Here is a 21081-nt window from a genome sequence, read left to right on the forward strand (position 1 = left end):
GGCCATTTTTTATTGGGGAGCATAAATGAAACGGCTGTTTTTTATCTGTTTTTTCAGTCTGTTTACGCTGGTGCATCCAACAATAATTCACGCCGAACCGATTGAATTAGAACATTATCAAGCCAAGGCTTTAGTCAATTCCGGGCAAATTTTATCCCTCAATGGCACCCTTGCCGTGGTGAATCAATTTTGCCAAGGCGAACTAATTGACGCCCATCTCTATCAAGAAGATCATAAATGGCGCTATGATTTACAAATCAAAGTGCAACGCGGCCAAATAGTGAATCTGAGTATTGATGCCACCAATGGTCAACTCGAACACTCCACCGCACTACCGAGCGAATGTCGAAAACATGAAACTGCTACTCGTTGAAGATAATCCGATGTTGGTCTCCGAACTGGAGAAACAACTCAAACAGGCTGGCTACGTTACCGATATTACTGACAAAGCACTTGAAGCCGATTACCTCGTTAAAGAAACCCAATACGACTGCGTGATCTTAGATATTGGCCTCCCCGACGGCAATGGACTGGAATTACTCGAAGGTTGGCGTAATCAAGGCATTAGCACACCGGTTATCATGCTAACGGCCCGCAGCCAATGGCATGAAAAGGTCGAAGGCTTTAATGCCGGCGCCGATGATTATTTAGGCAAACCCTTCCATGCACAGGAATTACTGGCGCGTATCCAAGCGCTTATCCACCGCGCGCACGGCCGATTAAATAACCCTAGCAAACAATTGAGTTATGGTGGAGTTACCTTAGATGAGGCCGAGCAGACCGTTAGCGTTGGCGAGCATTTGTACGAGTTGACAGCCATGGAGTTCAGGCTGTTAAAAATCTTCCTCATGTCGCCTAAGAAGCTGTTATCTAAGGCACAACTGACGGACAAGCTCTATCAGTTTGACGATGAGAAAGAGAGTAACGTGGTTGAAGTTTACGTGACTCACCTGCGTAAAAAACTCGGCAAAACCGCGATTGAAACCCGCCGCGGCCAAGGTTATATCTTCCACGGCCTGACTGCATGATCTCCATTCGCACTAAGCTCAGTTTATGGTTAACGGGCTTATTAGTGTTAGGCACAGTGATTGGACTCATATTGTTTGAGTCCATGCTGCGCCAAGCGTTTCACGACTCGATTATCAACCGCTTAGAAGAAGATCTTGAGCACATCATGTTGGCAACCCATATCAATAATGGGGAGATCCATATCGATCAGAGCCAACTGTCGAGCTTCTATCGCCCTGCCTATTCGGGGCGTTATTTCCAGCTCAACCTGCCCAATGAAGTGATCCGCTCCCGCTCCCTGTGGGACATGCAGCTCGATATCGAACCTTTAGCGCCAAACCAGACCCGCGTCTGGCAGGCAAAAGGGCCGAAAAACAATGATATGCAGCTATTATCCCTAGGGCTAAACTCGAGCAGCGCCAATGTCACCGCAACCCTAACGGTAGCGCAGGATTTGAGTATCGGTCGACGCGTATTTAGTGAAGTCTATGGCACTAAGCTTGGGATTAACCTCGCCATGTTGGTGGCCATGATCGCGGGGATCTTCTTGATCCTGAGTCAATCATTTAAACCGGTAAAACAGATCCAACATGCGCTCTCCCGCCTGCAAGAGGGCGAGATTAACGCCTTAGAGCTGAATAACATTCCGCCCGAAGTGCAACCGCTGGCCAAGACCTACAACGAGTTATTGGAATACACCGCCAAGCAAATTGAGCGTAGCCGCAATAACTTAGGTAACTTAAGCCATGGGTTAAAAACCCCACTGGCGGTGATGCAACAACAGGTTGAAGCCTTAGGGCTGAAAGATCCCGACACCGCCATTGCGCTGCAACAGCAGCTCGATGCTATCCATAAAATGGTCGAGCGTAAACTTGCAGCGGCGCGGATCACCGGCGATATGTTACCTGCCGCCCAGTTAGTGGTACCGAGGGATCTTCACAGCCTCGCCAATACCCTCAACAAAGTGCATAGAAGTAAAAGCATCAACTGCGACTTTGAGCTTGACCCTAGTATCCAGCGCCTGCCTATCCATAGGGAAGATGGTATGGAGCTCTTAGGGAATCTGCTCGATAACGCCTTTAAATGGGCAGGTAGCCAAGTCACGGTTAAACTGTGGAAGGAACAAAACAAACTCTGCCTCAGCATAGATGATGATGGCCCAGGGGTTGCCGATGACGAACTCGATAAACTCACCCAAAGGGGTACGCGACTCGATGAATCTGTTATGGGCCATGGCCTAGGGTTATCGATAGTAAAAGAAATTGCCGAGCAATATGGCATTGAGCTTAAGTTTAAACACAGCAGCCATTTATCTGGCCTCAGTATTGAACTGGTCTTTAACTAACGAGTGCTTAGCGAACAAGTATTAAGCTAATTGCTCTAAGCGCTACCAATAAAAACGCCATCTATCGATGGCGTTTTTGTTTGAGATGACTCAACAACTACCTTAATTCATTAGCCCTTTTTCGCGTTGGTGCTCTCAAAAATCTTATCGGCTGATGCAGCCACGAACCCAGTGTACAGCTCGCCATTCGCCTTGGGATAACGCAGGGCAAATTCATAGAAGCAGCTTGGGATCTCAACCGTTGCATCGCTAAATGCCACTGCGATTTTATCAGCCATGGTCGATGATTGTTCCAGTAACACCTCTGGCGAACCCTTGATCTCGCCACCTGCACTATTCAGCACAAAGCCCGCTTGCTTAAGCGCATCATTCACAGACTCTAATGTCTCGAAGCCCTCGAGGTGATTGATAGAGACAGTGAAATGGTTCGCACGATAGCCAAAGGCCGCTACCCAAGCCGCATATTCGCTCTCTTCGAGCAGCGTCTCATAGGTCTTAGCATCCAGTGACCAATGGCGACCCGAATAGATAAAGTTATCTGCTTTAGTCGCCTCTTCATCCACTTGAGCAATCAAACCTTGGATAGTGCTTTGCAATGATGGGCTAAACTCTTCCACCAATAACTCAGAAATAAACACCTTTGGCTGAGTCGCATCTGGGTGCTCAAAATGCTTAGCCACCAGTTTTTTCTGTTCAAACTTATAATCACCACAAGCCACATAACCTAAAGAGGTAAAGTGCTCGGCCAATACGGCTAAATTCACCTTAGCGATGTTAAAAGTACGCAGGGCGATATGGTCGTTGATAATCGGCTTACCGTGTCCGAGTAGCTCGTGCACCTTGGCCGCAGATGGGGTCATTTGAATATAGTCTTGCCAGAGAGCGGCAAATAACGCATTGATATCTGTGTGCATAAAAAACTCCTTTTATTGTGCTGCGACTATAGTGCGTATTGTTTTGCCGCTCGCACTCAATGTAACGACCCTAGCCACTTGCTGCACAACGGCGCTCAGTAGCAGCCCAAGTAACGTTACTGCTTGTGATGAAAAAGGAAGAACCTAGGTTCTTCCTCAATGATGTCACTCTAAACTTAATCCTGGGCTTAAACTTGCGGGTAAGCTCACCGCATCCGCCTCAACGGAAGCAACGGGATAAGCACAGTAGTCGGCGGCATAAAATGCACTCGCCCTGTGGTTACCCGAAGCGCCTACGCCGCCAAAGGGCGCTGCGCCAGAAGCACCAGTGATCTGCTTGTTCCAATTCACAATACCGGCACGAATGCGGGCGAGGAAGTAGTCATAATCATCACGGCTATCGGCCAAGATACCTGCGGATAAGCCATAACGGGTTTGGTTAGCCAGCTTAATCGCTTGGTCAAAATCGCTGTAGCGTACTAATTGCAGCAGTGGTCCGAAGTATTCCTCATCGGGTAACTCGCTCACCGCAGTCACATCGATAAGCCCGGGTGAGACTAAGCCCGTGCCCGCTTGCAAATGAGTAAGTTCAACCAGTGAAACGCCGCCTAAGTTCTGCAAGTTAGCCTGCGCCGCAACCATGCCTTTCGCAGCTCCTTCGGAAATCATTGAACCCATAAATGGCTGTGGCTGCGCGTTCCAAGGACCGACTTTAATCTGCTTCACCGCTTCAACTAGCTTGGCGACTAAGGCATCGCCCTGCTCACCTTGCTCAACATAGAGCCTACGTGCACAGGTACAACGCTGGCCAGATGAAATATAGGCCGATTGCAGAATATCGTGCACCGCCGCTTTAATATCGGCGACGCCTTTAATAATCAGTGGGTTATTACCGCCCATTTCTAAGGCGAGGATCTTACCCGGATGACCCGCATATTGTTGATGCAACAGGTGACCAGTGCGAGAGCTGCCGGTAAAGAACAGGCCGTCGAGTTGTGGGTGCGACGCCAGCGCTTTACCCGTATCGACTTCACCTTGCACTAAGTTGATAACACCCGCAGGCAGACCCGCCTTTTCCCACAGAGAAACCATCAACTCGGCCACTTTTGGGGTTAACTCTGAGGGTTTAAACACCACGGTATTGCCCGCGAGCAGCGCTGGCACTATATGACCATTGGGTAAATGCCCAGGGAAGTTATAAGGCCCAAACACAGCAACCACACCGTGGGGCTTATGGCGCAGTACCGCGCGCCCTGCTGGCGTGTCATTGGCCTCAGTGCCGGTACGCTTGTTATAAGCCGTTGCCGACAGGCCAATCTTACCAATCATGGCCGCAGCTTCTGTCGCCGTTTCCCATTGAGGTTTACCGGTTTCTTGGGCAATCGTTTCGGCTAATTCGGCTTTGTTCGCTTCGAGTTGGCTGCGATAAGCTTCAACTATCTTTAAACGCGCATCAAAACCTAACATAAACCAATCGAACTGAGCTTCACGGGCGGCATCAACGGCGGCGTTGACTTGATCGGCCGTTGCCGTTTGACCACGCCAAATGATTTCGCCATTTGCTGGGTTGCTAGAGGCCACATCATGACCCTTGCCAGCTTGCCACTGGCCTTTAATAAAATGTGTCATTTGCTATTCCTACATTGCCAAAATACGGATTTGATCGCCTTTTGCGAGTAACAAACCCTCGGCGAGTTCTGGACTAATTACCACCTGCTCGGTGTTGTCATCGACAGCAAGACAAGCGGAGGTCGCACGGTAATTGGCTAATTGAGTGTTAGAGACAATAAATTGCTTATCGGATTCAAGCATTTCACCAATATCCACGGTCAGCAGACGGCTTTCACGCACGGCGCGAATATCTGTGAGACGGCATTCCACCGTTGGACCGCCATCGAAAATATCCACATAACCACGGCATCTAAAACCTTCGGCCTGCAGCAAACTCAAGGCGGGACGCGTATTGGTGTGTACTTCGCCAATCACTTTTTGCGCTTCTTCGGGCAGCAGGCAAACATACACAGGGTTACGGGGCATCATCTCCGCCATAAAGGCTTTTTTGCCTAGACCAGACAGGTAATCCGCCTGAATAAAATCAATGCCTAAGAAGTTTTTCTGTAACCAGCAGTAGAAGGGAGAATTGCCAGCGGTGTCGCTCACGCCACGCATTTCGGCAATCACTGTCTCACCAAAGCGTTTAGCGTGTTGTGCCAAAAACAGAAAACGGCTGCGGGACAACATCCGACCATTATTCCCTTTGCGATAACCTTCACGCAAAAACAGGGTACAAAGCTCGGCGGCGCCAGTGTAATCGTGGCACAGGGTTAAGGTTTCCACCTCGTTGCGAACTTCGATTTGCTCAGAATGATAAACCTCGGTCCCGAGGCGATAGTGGTAGAAGGCATCTTCCATACCTACGGCGGCTTCAATGGCACAGGTACCGACCACTTCGCGGGTCGCGGTATCCTCAAGCACCATCAAATAGCCTTCATCGAAGGGCTTATCAATCACCTTAACGAATGAGGCTTCTGCGCGGGCAATTTTATGCCTCAGCAAATCGGCATTGACTGGCAATGAGGTAAAGCCATGGCCAGATTCTTCGGCGATTTGATATAGAGATTCAAAATCGCCTGCCTGAATAGGACGTATGATTAACATCTTAGTGTCTCCTCACTTAAGCTTGCTGTGCAACAAAGCGCCTATCTTGAAAAAGACAGGATGGATGCACGCAAGTATTCCCTGACAAAAAAGGAGTGCGAATAAGATTCAGCACTCCTTTGGTCGCTTAGGCAGCAGCGATGCTCGCCACAGCACGCTCAAAACGTGCTAGGCCTTCTGCAATATCTGCCTCAGGGATCACCAGTGAAGGAGCAAAACGTACCACGTTAGCACCCGCCATCAGGCTCATTAAGCCTTCCGCAACAGACGCTACTAAAAAGTCACGTGAACGACCTTGGTACTGTTCGTTTAGAACCGCCCCTAACAGCAAGCCTTTACCGCGAATTTCAGAGAAAACATGATATTTTTCATTAATTTTGTTCAGACCATCGCGCAATAACTGCTCGCGATGTTTCACACCGTTCAAGACTTCTGGTGTGTTAACCACGTCTAATACTGCGTTACCGATAGCGCAAGCTAATGGGTTACCACCATAAGTAGAACCGTGAGTACCCACTTTCAGGTGCTCAGCAATTTCAGCGGTAGTCAACATAGCGGCGATAGGGAAACCGCCACCCAACGCTTTAGCCGTGGTCAGGATATCCGGCACTATGTCGGTGCCCATGTAAGCGTAGAGTTCACCAGTACGGCCGACACCGGTTTGTACTTCGTCGAAAATCACCAGTGCGTTGTGCTTGTCGGCCAGTTCGCGAACCGCTTTTAAGAATGCAGGATCGGCATCGATAATACCGCCCTCACCTTGCAGTGGCTCAAGCATAATGGCGCAGGTTTTATCCGATACGGCCGCTTCTAATGCCGCAACATCGTTATAGGGTAAGTGGGTGATACTTTGCGGTTTTGGACCAAAACCATCTGAATAGGCCGCTTGACCGCCAACGCTCACGGTGAAGAAAGTACGACCGTGGAAGGCTTTATCGAAGGCGATGATTTCATCTTTCTCTACGCCAAATTTTTCTAAGGCGTAACGACGGGCCAATTTCAGTGCCGCTTCGTTGGCTTCGGCACCAGAGTTGGCAAAATACACACGCTCAGCAAAAGTGCTGTTAACCAACTTAGTCGCAAGCTCAAGCGCTGGCTCGTTGGTCATCACGTTAGACAGGTGCCATAATTTTTCGCCTTGCGTTTTTAAGGCATTTACTAAGGCGGGATGACAGTGACCTAAGCAATTTACCGCGATACCGCCGGCAAAATCGATAAACTCGTTACCCTCTTGATCCCATACTCGGCTTCCTTCGCCACGTACAGGGATCACGGCAGCAGGCGCATAGTTAGGCACCATAACCGCATCAAACTGGGCACGATTCAACTTCATATCAACGCTCATTCTTCTTCATCCTTTGTTTAAATGTAACGGCCTCGGGAGCCGTCTGAGTCCCCAACGTATCTTTATCTTGAGTTAGTGATACAGGGTATGCTTGTGTCTATTAATAGCCATTATTAGCGAAATTGTGATCAAAATACCAGTTTTTCACAAACAACATTCGCCATGCTTTGGGTCAAAGTGCATAAAGATTGTAGTTTAAGAACTATACAAGCGTTTACGCTAGAGGCCTTTAGCATATTTAGTCAGAAAAAAAGTTATTTACCCCTATTTTTGCTAGCTATTCACTGAATATGAATAACTACACAATTTTAACGAATCAGCTGTGAAAGCACAAAATCTGCAATTTGCTCCCTCGCCTCAAGCGCTTCTGGCAACAGATGGAACAGGGGAAAAACATGGGGCATGTTATGATAAAAACGCGATTCGACCGCACCACCACAGGCCTTAATTTGCATAACCAGTCGTTCTGAGTCCTGTAAAAGCAACTCGCGCGTACCGGCAATCACTAAGAGTGGCGGCAAGTCAGCCAAGTTCCCTTGTAAAGGTGAAACCCGTTCAGACATAGGATTCGCCCCGGCAAGATACGCTCCGCGCAGCCGCAAAAGCGACTCAATGGTAAAGAACGGATCATCCGCCCCCAAAATCAGCTCGGTATCGCCAGTTATCGCTAAATCGAGCGCGGGTGACAACAACACACAGGCTTTAGGCATGGGCAGATGGCGCTTTTTAAGTTCGAGCAACAAACTTAAGGCTAAATTGCCGCCGGCAGAATCGCCCATCAACACCAGATTATCGCTGCCTTTCAACTCAATTAAGTGCAGATAAGCCTCGAGCACATCGTCACAGGGCGCGGGATACGGATGCTCCGGCGCTAAACGATAATCCGGGATAAACGTATCGAGGCGACAACGCTCACTGATATCGGCCACCAGTCTTGCGTGGGCATGGGGAGTTTTAAAACAGAAACCGCCGCCACGAATGTAAAATAGATTGCCCAAACGCGGCGTGTCATTGAGCAGCACATAATGCAACAGGGTGGAATGTTGTAAGGGAATCGAGGCGGTAACGAGTTTTTCGGGCCACGGCAGCCAGCGCTTATCCAGCTCTAATAAGCGTTGCCGCACTTGATTTAGAGGGAGTTTGGCCTTACCTCGGCTGATAGAGGGCCGCGCCACATAGGATAAAATAGTATTTAATACAGAAGCTTGCCAGCTTGGCATTTCCCGTCCTCCACATCAGTGCCGCAATTGGACACCGATGGGAACGGCGTGCAGATTACAGCAGATCCAACTTCCGATAATTCTGTGCTTTTAGGCGCAGTACTTCCTGTTCGCTCAACTCGTAATAATCGAACATCAGACGTCTCTCCTGAGGTTCGATTTGGCGCATCTCTTCGAGCAACAGCACCTTAGCATAACAATTCGCCCGTGCCACTAATGCGGCTGGCATAGAGAGTTCGCGGTAAGTTAAGGTTTGGTCCAACTCTTTAAGCAATTGAGTTAACGGACTCTGTTCAAACTTAAGTAACTCTAATAGTTGCCAATTAAGCTTATGCCCATGGCTCAGCACTTGCTCAAATACCGCCTTGGCCGGAAACTCAGTGGCAATGACCGCATCATACACTTCTTTATCGCGACTCGAGCTAGCCTCGCGGATCCAATTGCCCCAAGTTTTATCGAATAAGCGAGCACTGAGACTCAGCACAACCGAGGTGCCTAACTGATTCAATAATGCGCCACTATAAACTAAGGCTGAGTCAGTATTATGAAGCTGCGCTAATGCATTCGCTGCTATTCCGCTCACAATGCTATAGCGCCACAACTTACGGGTGGTCCAGAGTAACTTAGCGTTGCCACTGGGCAGCCAATTACGCAGGCAAAAGTAAGGAATAATAGTGCGCAGGTTTTCGATGCCAATGTAATTCATCACTAATTTGATATCAGTGACGCGCACATCAGAGCTCTGCGGGCGGCGCGCCCGAAATGCAGGACTATTGACCATATTGGTTAAATCGCGGCATAACCAGCTTAAATTACTGATTAAAGGTCTTAACCGGGTCGCATCGAGGTTTTTTGCCAGCAACAGCTCGAGTAACAGGATCTGTGACTCGTTAATATCCGACTTTGCCAGCACTAACTCTGGGGATGCCAGTTGATGCTCAATGGCATTATTGACCGTTTCGATGAGTTGCTTGGAAATGGCCTCAAAGACTTCACGGGCCTGAATTTGTTTGAGTAGCCGCGACAGAATCGCCTCTCGCTCGACATCGAGTTTATTGGCATCGGCCTCAAGCTCTCGGTCTAAATCATCCAATAAGGTAGGACCGGCCTTTTGCTTACCGAGGATCAGTTGCTGATAGAGCCTATGTTCTATCTCTATAATTTTGCCGGGTCTAACGCCGCCCGCTACCGATATCGCCACAGTTTATCTTTCCTATCTCGCCCGTGCTAAGTGGCGCGCATACGCTAAAATCGTTAAAAACATGACAATTTCAGCATATAGGTTACATCTTGGCAATAAGCAAACAGGTGACTATTTTACAGCCCTGATTAGATTCACAGCCGCCGAAATCCGCGCAACAAAAAGGCCTCATATAGAGGCCTTCATATTATCGCGCGATTTACTTAAGCTCTTGTTCAAACAACTTATAAATACGGCGATATTCGTCTAACCAGCTCGATGGCTGACGGAAGCCGTGGGGCTCAACCGGATAAATCGCGGTTTCGAACATAGGTTTTTCCAGCTCGATAAGGTGCTGCACCATACGCACGCTATCTTGGAAGAACACGTTGTCATCCATCACGCCACTCATGATCAGTAATGGCTTAGTCAGACCTTGGGCGTGCTCGATGGGCGAGCTACGCTCGTAGGCGATAGGGTCAACATCCGGTGTGTTTAAGATGTTGGAGGTGTATGGCGCGTTGTAATGCGCCCAATCCGCCACAGGGCGCAATGCAGCGCCTGCTTGGAATAACTCAGGCTCAGTAAACAAGGACATAAAGGTTAAGAAGCCGCCGTAAGAACCACCATAGGTACCGACACGCTTAATATCCACGTTGGCGTTTTGGCCCATCCAAGTCACGCCGTCTTTTAAGTCTTCGACCTCAGGGTGACCCATGTTGCGATAAATCGCCGTACGCCAGTCGCGACCATAGCCTTTAGAACCACGGTAATCCATGTCCATCACCACATAACCCTGCTGGGTCAGTAGGTTGTGGAACATAAACTCACGGAAGTAACCACTGAAACCATAATCGGCATTCTGTAAGTAGCCCGCACCATGGTTAAAGATAACGGCGGGGTATTTCTCAGCGCGTGATTTGTCATAACCCTGCGGCAAATAAACCCGCGCATATACTTGGCCAGCGCCATGGTTTGAAGGAACTGCAACCACTTCAGGCGCTTGCCATGGATATTGCTTAAAGGCATCGCTGGTGTATGACGTGAGCTGTTTTAACTCACCGCCAATCGGCTGAACATACAGCTCATTCGGCTCTGTACGGCGAGACGCATTCAGCAGCAACTTAGTGCCATCGGGGCTTAAGCTGTAATCTAAGTTACCGTCCCACTGGGTTAATTGCTCATTTTTGCCCGAAGCGATATTCACACGATGAACATTGTAAATACCGGGGTGGCTTTGGTTAGCCTTGTAGTAGATGTAGTTTGCATCGGGCGATAGAGTAATATCGCTCACCACAAACTTACCTTGAGTCAAGGCGCGGGGCTTTTCGCCACGGGCCTTGATATAAAGCTGGGAATAGCCTGTTTCTTCAGAGAGATAATACAGGGTGTCTGTTCCAGGTAACCAACCAAATTGGTTATAGTCGTAGTTCACCCAAGCATCATCATGGAGGCGGTGCTCAGTGATAAACTTGCCCTTTGCCAGATCGACACTGGCAATCCAGCGATCTTTGTTATCGGTCGCTTCGACCATCACCGCCAGCTTGTCCTCAGACTCATGCCATTGAATCGCACTTTGAGTCCAGCCCCAATCCTGCATCAGCTGGATTTTACGGGGAGCTTTAGTGCTTTGATACGACTCACCTTTTGCCTTGGCGTTTTCAGTCTTCACCTTAGCTAAAACGTCCTCATCGAAGCCTGTTAAGCCTTCGATAGTCACATCGATCTGTTTATGCTCATTGAGATCGAGCACCACAAAGCGTTGTCCCGGAGGCGTATCTTCTGCAACACGGGCGCGGACTGGTACAGGGTCGATATAGCCTTCGCTACCGAGGTAGTTTGGCATGATGTCGTGTTCACTGCTGCCGGTGTAGTTTTTATCGGTTAAGGCCACAAACAGATAGCGACCGTCTGGCGACAGACTCAGCTCAGACACCACCTCGGCATCACCGAGATACCAAGTGTTGGCGGCGAGGGTCGGATCGCTCTTTTGCAGCTCGTTCTTAAACTGTTCTTTGGCTTTGGCATTTTCTTGCTGCAACGCCACATATTGGATGAGTCTGTGCTGCTGTTTGGCTAAGTAGCTGCTCGGTTCTTTTACGCCCTCGGGCGCTTTCGCCATTTTGATTTCAGCCAACTGCTCCACTAATCCACTGTCCTGATGGATTTGGAAAACATTATCCCCTTGCCAATAGGCGATATCGCCATTGTTGAGGTAACGCAGGCCACTGATCGCCGTGCGCTGGCGGGTAAGCTGGGTGATTTTGCCTGAGCTTAAATGCTTAACAAAAATATTGCCTTGATAGAGATAGGCCTTGTTGGCCTTAGCACTGTCTAACACGCCAAACTGTTGGTCCGCCGCGTGTAGTTTATCGATGGCCAGTTCAACGGCGCGGCTGTCATTAATGCCCTGCTGATAGTAATTCCGTAGCGGCGATGCGCTAGGTTGGCGGGCAAAGAAAACGCTCTGGCTGTCATCGCTCCAGTAGGCTTCCTTGGCGAAAATCCCCATCCAATCGGGGTTCGCCATAATTTGGTTCAGCGTAAGGGATTGTGAAACTTGGGGAGGCTGAGCTAAAGGGACTTGATATGCCTGTGGTGTGGTCGCGGGAGTCGCCGTTTCAGTTGAGGTGGCGGCGCAACTCGTCAATACCGCAACGGCTAACGCACTTAAACCCAAATTTCGCATTACGCTGTTCATTCGTCCTTCCTTTTATTGTTATCGCAGCCCCAGGAACACTATAGAGTAGACTCCAACGCGAGTGGGCAAGCGTCGTTTTGCGGCAGTTATATCACACTTGGGCGACATATTTGCTTAAAAGGAGGAGAAATCTTGTAACAAAGATTAGAGCTGAATAGATCTTTTGGATTTAATCTAAGCCGATTGCGACAAGAAATTTGCCAACAATTCATGGCCTTGCTCGGTCAAAATTGATTCGGGGTGAAATTGCACTCCAAAGAGTGGCAGCTGCTTATGGCTCATGGCCATGATTTCGCGCCCATGGGTTGGGTCGTCAAACCAAGCGTCCAGCACAAATCCCTCTGGTACAGCATCGACCAACAGTGAATGGTATCGGGTTACAGTTAATGGCTGATTTAACCCTTTAAACAGGCGCTCGCCAGTATGAGTAATCGCACTGACTTTACCATGCATGACTCGCTGCGCTCGCACAACCCTAGCACCAAACACCTGCGCCATGGCTTGATGCCCTAAACACACACCGAGGATAGGTAAACGATCGGCAAAATGCTCAATCGCCGCGAGGGAAATCCCCGCCTCATTGGGCGAACAGGGGCCAGGAGATATGACTAAATGGCTCGGTGCCAGTGCCTCGATTTCCGCTAAGCTGATTTCATCATTGCGTTTAACCACGATCTCTTGCCCTAACTGCTGAAAATACTGCACTAAGTTAAAGGTGAAAGAGTCGTAATTGTCGATCATAAGCAACATACAAAATCCATTGGCTCAAATGGTAAGTCGATGCACTCCACGGTTGAAATGCGGCGCAAATGCTACCACAGGCCTTTGCGCGGATTAAACCTTTATCCAATAAAAAAGCCAGTCGATAGACTGGCTTTCAAGAGTATAGAACAGGGTGCAAGTAACCTATTTAACTAAGGTTAAATGACTGCGACGCTTAGGCGGCTCATCCGTTGGTTCGGTTGGCTTCTCGTTTGTCTCGATAACAGACAAGGTCGACTCGGCTTCCTCTTCCACTAAGTACGCATCTTCAATATCGAAGACAGTCCCTGCGCCATTTTCACGGGCGTAAATGGCCACAATCGAGGCCATTGGCAATAATACCTGTTGAGGTACACCACCGAAACGCGCATTGAACTCCACAAATTCATTACCAATTTGCAAATTGCCCACCGCGCTGGCCGCGATATTTAATACGATCTGGCCATCCTTCACGTACTGCTGTGGTACTTGGGTGCCTTTCACAAAGGCATCCACGACAACGTGAGGCGTTAATTGGTTGTCCATCAACCAATCGTAGTAAGCCCTGAGTAAATAAGGACGATTTGGAGTCAACGCTTTCATTACATTCCCATGCGCATTTCGCGTTCAGCTTCAGTCAACGAAGCTTTAAATGATTCACGCTCGAAAATACGTGTCATGTAAGCTTTGATGTCTTTCGCTACGCGGCTGTCTAACTCGATACCTAATACAGGTAAACGCCATAATAATGGGCCGAGGTAGCAATCCGCTAAACCGAATTCTTCGCTCATAAAGTAAGGCATTTCACCAAATACTGGCGCGATTGAAAGTAAACTTTCAGTCAGTTCTTTACGGGCCGCTTCAGCACGGTCGCCTTTGCGAATACGGTCAACGAGTGAGTACCAGTCAGTATCGATGCGGTGCATCATCAAACGGCTTTGGCCGCGAGATACAGGGTAAACAGGCATCAACGGCGGATGAGGGAAACGCTCATCCAAGTATTCCATGATGATACGTGATTCATACAGAACGAGTTCACGATCTAACAAGGTTGGCACTGAGTTATAAGGATTTACTTCAAGTAAATCTTCAGGCATTTCGTTTGGGTCGACCTGTAAAACATCAACAGTAACCCCTTTCTCAGCTAACACGATACGCACTTGATGGCTATACAGATCATCAGCACCTGAAAACAGTGTCATGACAGAGCGTTTGTTGGCAGCAACAGCCATTGATACCCTCCAGAGTCGAAATAAAACAAAAGTAAACGAGGGGCAAAGCCCCCCGTTTACACTATGCGGATACTATATTTTACCCGTTATTGGTGCCTAGTGTACATCTTTCCAGTACTCTTTCTTCAAGAGGTAGGCCACAATAAAGAAGATAAATAGGAATCCAAGTACCCACCAACCTAAAGCTTGACGCTCTAACTTAACAGGTTCAGCCGAATAGACTAAGAAGCCAGTGATATCACGTACTGCTTGATCGTACTCTTCTGCATTTAACTTACCACCAGAGACCACAATAGTGCCATCTTCTTGCTTAACAGGTGTGCCTTGCAGTTCTTCAAGAACGTGTGGCATACCCACTGATGGGAAGACAGTGTTGTTTACGCCGAATGGACGGCTTGGGTCTTTGTAGAAGCCTTTGAGGTATGAATACACCCAGTCTTCGCCACGAACACGTGCGACTAAGGTTAAGTCTGGTGGTGTTGCACCGAACCACTTAGCTGCATCTTTGTGTGGAATCGCGTTTTGCATCAGCTCACCGATTTTGGCATCGGTAAACATGTACTTGCTACGCATATCATCGGCAGAAATACCGATATCGTTCGCCACACGCTCATAGCGTTGATACTGAGTGCTGTGACAACCAGAGCAATAGTGTTGGAACATGTCCAGACCACGCTCTAAAGAAGCCTTATCATGCAGATCAACATTGGCTTTTTCTAAATGTACATTGTGTCCACTCGCGGCCATCGCCAGCGTCGGGATCAATGTAACTAATGCAATCAGTAATTTTTTCATTAGTGTGTCAACCTCGCTGGAACAGGCTTAGTTTTCTCATTCTTGCTGTATAACCACAGTAATAAGAAGTAGCCGAAATACGTCACAGTGAAGATACGTGCAACAATAGTCAGCTCTGGTGTTGCAGGTACAGCGCCTAAGTAACCTAAGACGATGAACGATACAGCGAACTGAGCGATGTTCAACTTGTGCAGCGTGCTGCGGTAGCGAATTGACTTCACTTTACAACGGTCTAACCAAGGCAATACGAACAGTACTGCAATCGACAGCCCCATCATTACCACACCGCCCAATTTATCGGGAACAGCACGTAAGATGGCGTAGAATGGAGTGAAGTACCATACAGGTGCAATGTGCTCTGGTGTCTTCATTGGGTTAGCCGCTTCAAAGTTTGGCTTCTCAAGGAAGTAACCGCCGCCTTCAGGGATGAAGAACAGTACGTAACAGAACACGATCAGGAAGCCCGCAACACCCATAATGTCTTTAACTGTGTAGTATGGGTGGAATGGAATACCATCGACTGGCCAGCCATTCTCGTCTTTGTTCTTCTTGATTTCGATACCGTCTGGGTTGTTTGAACCCACTTCGTGCAGAGCGATTAAGTGTAAGAACACTAAAACCACTAACACTAATGGCAGTGCGATAACGTGCAGAGCGAAGAAACGGTTCAGTGTCGCGCCAGAGATCACGTAGTCACCACGGATCCACAGGGTTAAGTCATCACCGATAACAGGGATAGCACCGAACAGAGAAATAATTACCTGCGCGCCCCAGTAAGACATTTGTCCCCATGGCAGCAAGTAACCCATAAAGGCTTCAGCCATCAGCACGAGGAAAATCAACATACCGAAGAGCCACAGCAGTTCTCTAGGCTTTTGATATGAACCGTAAATCAGACCACGGAACATATGTAAGTAGATCACCACGAAGAATGCAGACGCACCAGTTGAGTGCATATAACGCAATAACCAGCCGTACTCTACGTCACGCATGATGTATTCAACAGAGGCGAACGCACCTTCTGCTGTTGGTACATAGTTCATGGTCAACCAGATACCCGTCAGTAATTGGTTAACCAATACCAACATGGCTAATGAACCGAAGAAGTACCAGAAGTTAAAGTTAGTTGGCGTCGCATACTGACCCACGTGACGGTTATAAGTCGCCGTCATTGGGATACGCGCATCGATCCAATTAATTAAATTCTTAACCATTACGCCACTCCTTTATCTACACCGATGATAACGGTGCCATCATCAACGTATTGATGTGGAGGGATAACTAGGTTCAATGGAGCTGGAACGCCTTGGAATACGCGGCCCGCCATATCGAACTTAGAACCATGACATGGACAGAAGAAACCAGAAGTCACGCCTTGAACTTGCTCACCAAATGAATCTGGTAAATAAGTTGGTGAACATCCTAGGTGGGTACAAATACCGACGGCAATAAAATACTCTGGCTTAATAGAACGCAGAGGATTTGTTGCATATTCAGGTTGTTGCATTTCTGCAGACGCTGGATCTCTTAGCTTATCGTCGTGTGTTGGCAGTTCATTAATCACTGCTTCTGTGCGACGGACAACCCATACAGGTTTACCACGCCATTCAACACGGATCAGCTGACCTGGCTCAATTTTACTGATATTTACTTCTACCGGCGCACCTGCAGCTTTCGCCTTGGCACTCGGATTCCATGACTTGATGAAAGGAACCGCTACAGCGACGGCACCAGCACCACCTACTACGGCGGTTGCGGCTGTCAGGAATCTGCGACGTCCGGTATCGACTGGCGCATTGCTCATCCACTTATCTCCCAGAGGGTGTTGGAATTTTTGTTTTTCAAAGACTTTCTGCCACCTAGTTATCACCATGGGCAAAAATCGAAGTTTGAAGCGGGGCTCATTATAGCTAAAAATTAGAAGCAGATCATAGTGAAAACACTCAACTAAGTTAGGGAGATTGCGTGTTTTTTAAAAAATGGACAAAAAAAGCACAACTATTAAGCGATTTTAATCGTTTTGATATACTTTTTGAGCAAATGGACTGTGAGGTCGGCATAATCCATGCATTGCTAATATAACTCCAACTCCCATTTTGTCACTTTACATTTTCCTTGCAGATAAAAAAATGGGCCCTGTTTTCAGGACCCATTTCAATACACTATTGATTGCTTACTTCTTAGGTGAAGTGCTCTTCATATATTTGAAGAACTCGCTATCAGGTTCTAATACCATGACGTCAGAGTTACCGGAGAAACTCGCACGGTAAGCATCTAAGCTACGTAAGAAGCTGAAAAACTCAGGATCTTTACTGTAAGCATCAGAATAAATTTTCGCGGCTTGCGCATCACCTTCACCGCGGATGGTTAAGGCTTTACGCTCGGCTTCGGCAATCTTCACGGTCACGTTGGCATCAATGGTCGCACGGATAATTTCAGACTGCTCTTTACCCTGTGCTCTATGCTCTTTAGCAACCGCTTGACGCTCGGCACGCATACGTTGGTAAATACTGTTACTCACGTTTGCAGGTAGGTTGATTTGCTTCACACGCACGTCAACCACTTCAATACCTAAGTCTTTAGCGCTTTCAGAGGCGTTTTCTAACGCATCATTTTGCAGCTCATCGCGTTTACCAGAAACGATTTCCTTGATAGTGCGGCGACCAAACTCGGTACGTAAATCGTTGTTGATCTTACGTTGTAGTAAGGTCTCAGCATTCGACTTAATACCACCGTTAGTGGAGAGGTAGTATTTTTCGAAGTCGAAAATACGCCACTTCACATAGGAGTCGACCATCAAATCTTTTTTCTCAGAGGTGACGAAACGATCGGCCGCACCATCTAAGGTTTGGATACGCGCATCGAGTAACTTCACTTTATCGATCACTGGCACTTTAAAGTGTATGCCTGGGCCGAAAACGCGGGTCACTGGTTTGCCGTCAACTTTGTCTTTAACGATTTCACCGAAACGCGCCACAATCGCACGTTCGCCTTCGTTAACGACCATCACAGATGACAGACCTATGCCTAATACGATGGCAATCAGAACAATACTTAATCTACCCATGTATTACTCCCTCCCTTGGCGAGCACGGTCCTCGCGAGAAGGGCGTCCACTCAAAGGCTCACCAATGCGAGTCGTTGACATAGATGAAGAATTGACGTTCTGCTGAGCCTTATGCTCAACCTCTGGCGTAGTCACAGGCTTCTCTTTCATTAACTTGTCTAAAGGCAAATACATTAAATTGCCATTGTTCTTGGCGTCGATCAGTACCTTGTTGGTATCTGTCATCACCTGCTGCATTGCATCGAGATACAAACGCTTACGGGTGACTTCAGGTGCCGCTTGGTACTCAGGTAACAGTAACTCGAAACGAGCCACTTTACCGCGAGCCTCAAGAATTTCACGCTCTTTATAGGCATTCGCTTGTTGCGCCATACGCTCAACTTCACCGCGCGCTTTAGGCTCTACTTCACGGGCATAAGCTTCGGCTTCACGGATAAAGCGTTGTTCGTCTTCTTGCGCCGCAATCGCATCGTCGAAAGCATCTTTCACTTCTTCAGGTGGACGCGCTGGCAAAAAGTTAACGTCAACAATGGCTAAGCCTAATTTGTACGGCTCAATGATGCGCTCGAGTTCTTTCCAAGTGTCGCGACGAATCGCATCACGACCCGTGGTCAGAATATCGTCCATCTTGTTGTGGCCGATAACATAACGCAGCGCACTGTCTGTGGCTTCACGTAAGCTGGCATTCGCATCAACGGCACTGAACAGATAAGAGTACGCGTCTAAAATGCGGTACTGTACATCCAACTCGACCTTCACGACGTTTTCATCTGAGGTCAACATGCTGCCAGAAGCAGGAATGGAGCGAACAGACTGCACATCAACGGGATAAATCTGGTCGATAAATGTAGCCTTCCAATGCAGACCTGGTCCCACCTCACCAATGTGCTGACCAAAACGCAGCGCAACACCACGCTCAGCTTCTTTAATGGTGTAAAAACCCGAGAGTCCCCAAACAACAAAAGCGATGGCAAGAATGATGATTAAGCTGAACGAACTAAAGCTCTGGCCTGATGAGCCATTGCCTTTGCCGCCAAAGCGTTTTGAAAGATTACGAAAAACCTCATCAAGGTCTGGTGGTCCTTTGTCGTTACCACCTTTATTTCCCCAAGGATCATTACCCTTGTTACCGGGCTCGTTCCAAGCCATTTAGCACTCCATAAGTGGATGAAATAAATTAGATTATTAACAAACAGCCTTTTCTGTCGACGGATCGAAGATAAAGGTTTCTAACTCACCCTGACTCTGTTTAGCTAATCGGCGCCAATCGGCATCCGATAAACGAACAGACAAAATACAGTTCCCCAGATCGTCGTACTCTTTCTGCTGTATCGCATCCAGTCGATAAAACTGGCCAAGATAATGTCCAGCAGTTGCCGGAATCTTAAGTGTAAACTCATGAATAACTTCACCAATCAACTCGGTGATTGCCTTCAGGAGCAGATCAAATCCCAAACGTTTTTGTGCCGAAAGCCAGACGCGCACGGGCTTACCATGTTCATCGTATTCGATGCGCGGCGTGACATCCTCAAGCAGGTCGATTTTATTACAAACGACCAACTGCATCACTTCGGCAGCATCGATATCTTCGAGCACGTTTTGCACCTGCTCGAAGTTATCCGCCATATTTTCATCAGCACAATCAACAATATGCAGCAATAAATCCGCTTGACGCGTTTCCTGCAATGTTGCCTTGAACGCGGCAACCAGATCGTGTGGTAAATGGCGAATAAAACCTACAGTGTCCGCTAAAATCACGGCACCGTCGGGCAGATCTAACTTTCTCAATGTGGGATCGAGTGTGGCAAATAGCTGGTCGGCTGCATAAACATCAGATGAGGTTAAGGCATTAAACAGCGTTGACTTGCCCGCGTTGGTATAACCCACTAATGAGACTGTTGGCATGTCACTACGCTTACGGGCGCGGCGACTCTGCTCACGTTGTTTATCAACACGCTCTAAGCGTTTATTGATATTTTTAATACGGCCCCTGAGCAAACGTCTATCGGTTTCGAGCTGGGTTTCACCCGGGCCACGTAAACCGATACCGCCTTTTTGGCGCTCAAGGTGAGTCCAACCACGCACAAGACGCGTCGACATGTGGCGCAATTGCGCTAGCTCCACCTGTAACTTACCTTCATGGGTCCGAGCACGTTGAGCGAAAATATCCAAGATCAGCGTGGTTCGGTCCAATACTCGGCACTGGCACACCTGTTCAAGGTTTCGCTCTTGAGCAGGACTCAAGGCGTGATTGAAAATAACCACATTCGCCTCGGTCGCAGCCACTAATGCAGCTAACTCCTCGGCTTTACCAGAACCAATAAAAAACTTACGGTCTGGTGAGCGTCGACTTCCAGTAATGACCCCGACTGAGCGTGCTCCAGCTGACTCGACTAATAGCTGTAACTCGACTAAGTCTTCCCGGCGTTCCTCATCAGAAAAGTCGATATGGACAAGAACCGCTGTTTCTCCCGCCTCATAACGATCAAACAAGAAGCAAACTCCTCAATTAAAACTTATTCGCCACTTGGCATATCGTCTTGCGCGCCATAACCGCCCTGGGCATTTTGATGGCCAGCAACGTTAAATGGACGAGCAGGTACTACGGTAGAAATAGCGTGTTTGTAAACCATTTGGCTCACTGTGTTTTTCAACAGAATGACAAACTGATCAAACGACTCTACCTGTCCTTGGAGTTTAATGCCGTTTACCAAGTAAATTGATACAGGAACGCGCTCGCGGCGTAGTGCGTTCAAAAATGGGTCTTGTAAAGATTGCCCCTTAGCCATTTTATTATTTCCTTTTTAATTTATATAAAAATAAATCGTTATCAGTGAAGTTTTTTGTTTAGTTTTAGTATTATACAGCAAGGGCT

The 21081-nt window shown here is 48.0% G+C and carries 20 protein-coding genes; 3 read left to right on the forward strand and 17 right to left on the reverse strand.

Annotation, left to right across the window (positions count from 1 at the left end; translation table 11 throughout):
* Positions 1 to 25: 25 nt before the first annotated feature.
* The 3 genes from B5P39_RS12825 to B5P39_RS12835 are packed head-to-tail and all read left to right on the forward strand — an operon-like array spanning position 26 to position 2353.
* A complete protein-coding gene (locus B5P39_RS12825) occupies positions 26 to 373 on the forward strand; it encodes a PepSY domain-containing protein (RefSeq protein WP_011621417.1) in 348 nt (115 codons plus the stop codon).
* Entirely contained in the window at positions 354 to 1028 is a 675-nt protein-coding gene (locus tag B5P39_RS12830) for a response regulator transcription factor (RefSeq protein ID WP_011715803.1), read from the forward strand. The genes B5P39_RS12825 and B5P39_RS12830 overlap by 20 nt, the downstream gene beginning before the upstream one ends.
* Complete coding sequence (locus B5P39_RS12835; RefSeq protein WP_088211778.1) at positions 1025 to 2353, forward strand: ATP-binding protein; 1329 nt, start codon at positions 1025 to 1027, stop codon at positions 2351 to 2353. The genes B5P39_RS12830 and B5P39_RS12835 overlap by 4 nt, the downstream gene beginning before the upstream one ends.
* A 110-nt stretch (positions 2354 to 2463) precedes the next feature.
* Here the strand turns inward: B5P39_RS12835 and B5P39_RS12840 are convergent, their stop codons facing one another.
* The 17 genes from B5P39_RS12840 to hfq form a co-directional block, all read right to left on the reverse strand.
* Positions 2464 to 3267 (reverse strand): DUF1338 domain-containing protein, encoded by an 804-nt coding sequence (locus tag B5P39_RS12840; protein WP_011715801.1) that lies wholly within the window; start codon positions 3265 to 3267, stop codon positions 2464 to 2466.
* Between the two features lie 165 nt (positions 3268 to 3432).
* Positions 3433 to 4896, reverse strand: a complete 1464-nt coding sequence (gene astD / locus B5P39_RS12845; RefSeq protein WP_088211779.1) for a succinylglutamate-semialdehyde dehydrogenase — start codon at positions 4894 to 4896, stop codon at positions 3433 to 3435.
* A gap of 9 nt (positions 4897 to 4905) precedes the next feature.
* Positions 4906 to 5925 (reverse strand): arginine N-succinyltransferase, encoded by a 1020-nt coding sequence (gene astA, locus B5P39_RS12850; protein WP_088211780.1) that lies wholly within the window; start codon positions 5923 to 5925, stop codon positions 4906 to 4908.
* Between the two features lie 127 nt (positions 5926 to 6052).
* The gene (locus B5P39_RS12855; protein WP_088211781.1) at positions 6053 to 7270 is read right to left on the reverse strand and encodes an aspartate aminotransferase family protein; all 1218 of its coding nucleotides are present in this window, start codon (positions 7268 to 7270) and stop codon (positions 6053 to 6055) included.
* Positions 7271 to 7578: 308 nt separating this feature from the next.
* Positions 7579 to 8490 carry an alpha/beta hydrolase gene (locus B5P39_RS12860; RefSeq protein WP_088211782.1) on the reverse strand — a complete coding sequence of 304 codons (912 nt, stop codon included), beginning with the start codon at positions 8488 to 8490 and terminating at the stop codon, positions 7579 to 7581.
* A gap of 55 nt (positions 8491 to 8545) precedes the next feature.
* On the reverse strand, positions 8546 to 9691 hold the full coding sequence (locus B5P39_RS12865) for an HDOD domain-containing protein (RefSeq protein ID WP_088211783.1): 1146 nt from the start codon (positions 9689 to 9691) through the stop codon (positions 8546 to 8548).
* Positions 9692 to 9890: 199 nt separating this feature from the next.
* Positions 9891 to 12371 carry a S9 family peptidase gene (locus B5P39_RS12870; RefSeq protein WP_088211784.1) on the reverse strand — a complete coding sequence of 827 codons (2481 nt, stop codon included), beginning with the start codon at positions 12369 to 12371 and terminating at the stop codon, positions 9891 to 9893.
* 174 nt (positions 12372 to 12545) lie between these two features.
* Entirely contained in the window at positions 12546 to 13121 is a 576-nt protein-coding gene (locus B5P39_RS12875; RefSeq protein WP_088211785.1) for an anthranilate synthase component II, read from the reverse strand.
* Between the two features lie 156 nt (positions 13122 to 13277).
* Positions 13278 to 13715 carry a ClpXP protease specificity-enhancing factor gene (locus B5P39_RS12880; RefSeq protein WP_011715796.1) on the reverse strand — a complete coding sequence of 146 codons (438 nt, stop codon included), beginning with the start codon at positions 13713 to 13715 and terminating at the stop codon, positions 13278 to 13280.
* The gene (sspA, locus tag B5P39_RS12885; protein ID WP_011715795.1) at positions 13715 to 14344 is read right to left on the reverse strand and encodes a stringent starvation protein SspA; all 630 of its coding nucleotides are present in this window, start codon (positions 14342 to 14344) and stop codon (positions 13715 to 13717) included. Before sspA ends, B5P39_RS12880 begins: the two co-directional genes overlap by 1 nt.
* A 96-nt stretch (positions 14345 to 14440) precedes the next feature.
* Positions 14441 to 15139, reverse strand: a complete 699-nt coding sequence (locus tag B5P39_RS12890) for a cytochrome c1 (RefSeq protein WP_011715794.1) — start codon at positions 15137 to 15139, stop codon at positions 14441 to 14443.
* Complete coding sequence (locus B5P39_RS12895; RefSeq protein WP_011715793.1) at positions 15139 to 16353, reverse strand: cytochrome b; 1215 nt, start codon at positions 16351 to 16353, stop codon at positions 15139 to 15141. The genes B5P39_RS12890 and B5P39_RS12895 overlap by 1 nt, the downstream gene beginning before the upstream one ends.
* Positions 16353 to 16943: a ubiquinol-cytochrome c reductase iron-sulfur subunit gene (gene petA, locus B5P39_RS12900; RefSeq protein WP_011715792.1), complete on the reverse strand. Its 591-nt coding sequence runs from the start codon at positions 16941 to 16943 to the stop codon at positions 16353 to 16355. The genes B5P39_RS12895 and petA overlap by 1 nt, the downstream gene beginning before the upstream one ends.
* A gap of 369 nt (positions 16944 to 17312) precedes the next feature.
* On the reverse strand, positions 17313 to 18206 hold the full coding sequence (gene hflC, locus B5P39_RS12905) for a protease modulator HflC (protein WP_023268786.1): 894 nt from the start codon (positions 18204 to 18206) through the stop codon (positions 17313 to 17315).
* Between the two features lie 3 nt (positions 18207 to 18209).
* Entirely contained in the window at positions 18210 to 19355 is a 1146-nt protein-coding gene (gene hflK / locus B5P39_RS12910; protein WP_011715790.1) for an FtsH protease activity modulator HflK, read from the reverse strand.
* Between the two features lie 36 nt (positions 19356 to 19391).
* Positions 19392 to 20699 (reverse strand): ribosome rescue GTPase HflX, encoded by a 1308-nt coding sequence (gene hflX / locus B5P39_RS12915; protein ID WP_011715789.1) that lies wholly within the window; start codon positions 20697 to 20699, stop codon positions 19392 to 19394.
* Between the two features lie 23 nt (positions 20700 to 20722).
* Positions 20723 to 20995, reverse strand: coding sequence for an RNA chaperone Hfq (hfq, locus tag B5P39_RS12920; protein ID WP_011070934.1), 273 nt, complete (start codon positions 20993 to 20995; stop codon positions 20723 to 20725).
* Between the last annotated feature and the right edge of the window lie 86 nt (positions 20996 to 21081).

Source organism: Shewanella sp. Shew256 (assembly GCF_002196695.1).
GTDB lineage: Bacteria > Pseudomonadota > Gammaproteobacteria > Enterobacterales > Shewanellaceae > Shewanella > Shewanella mangrovisoli.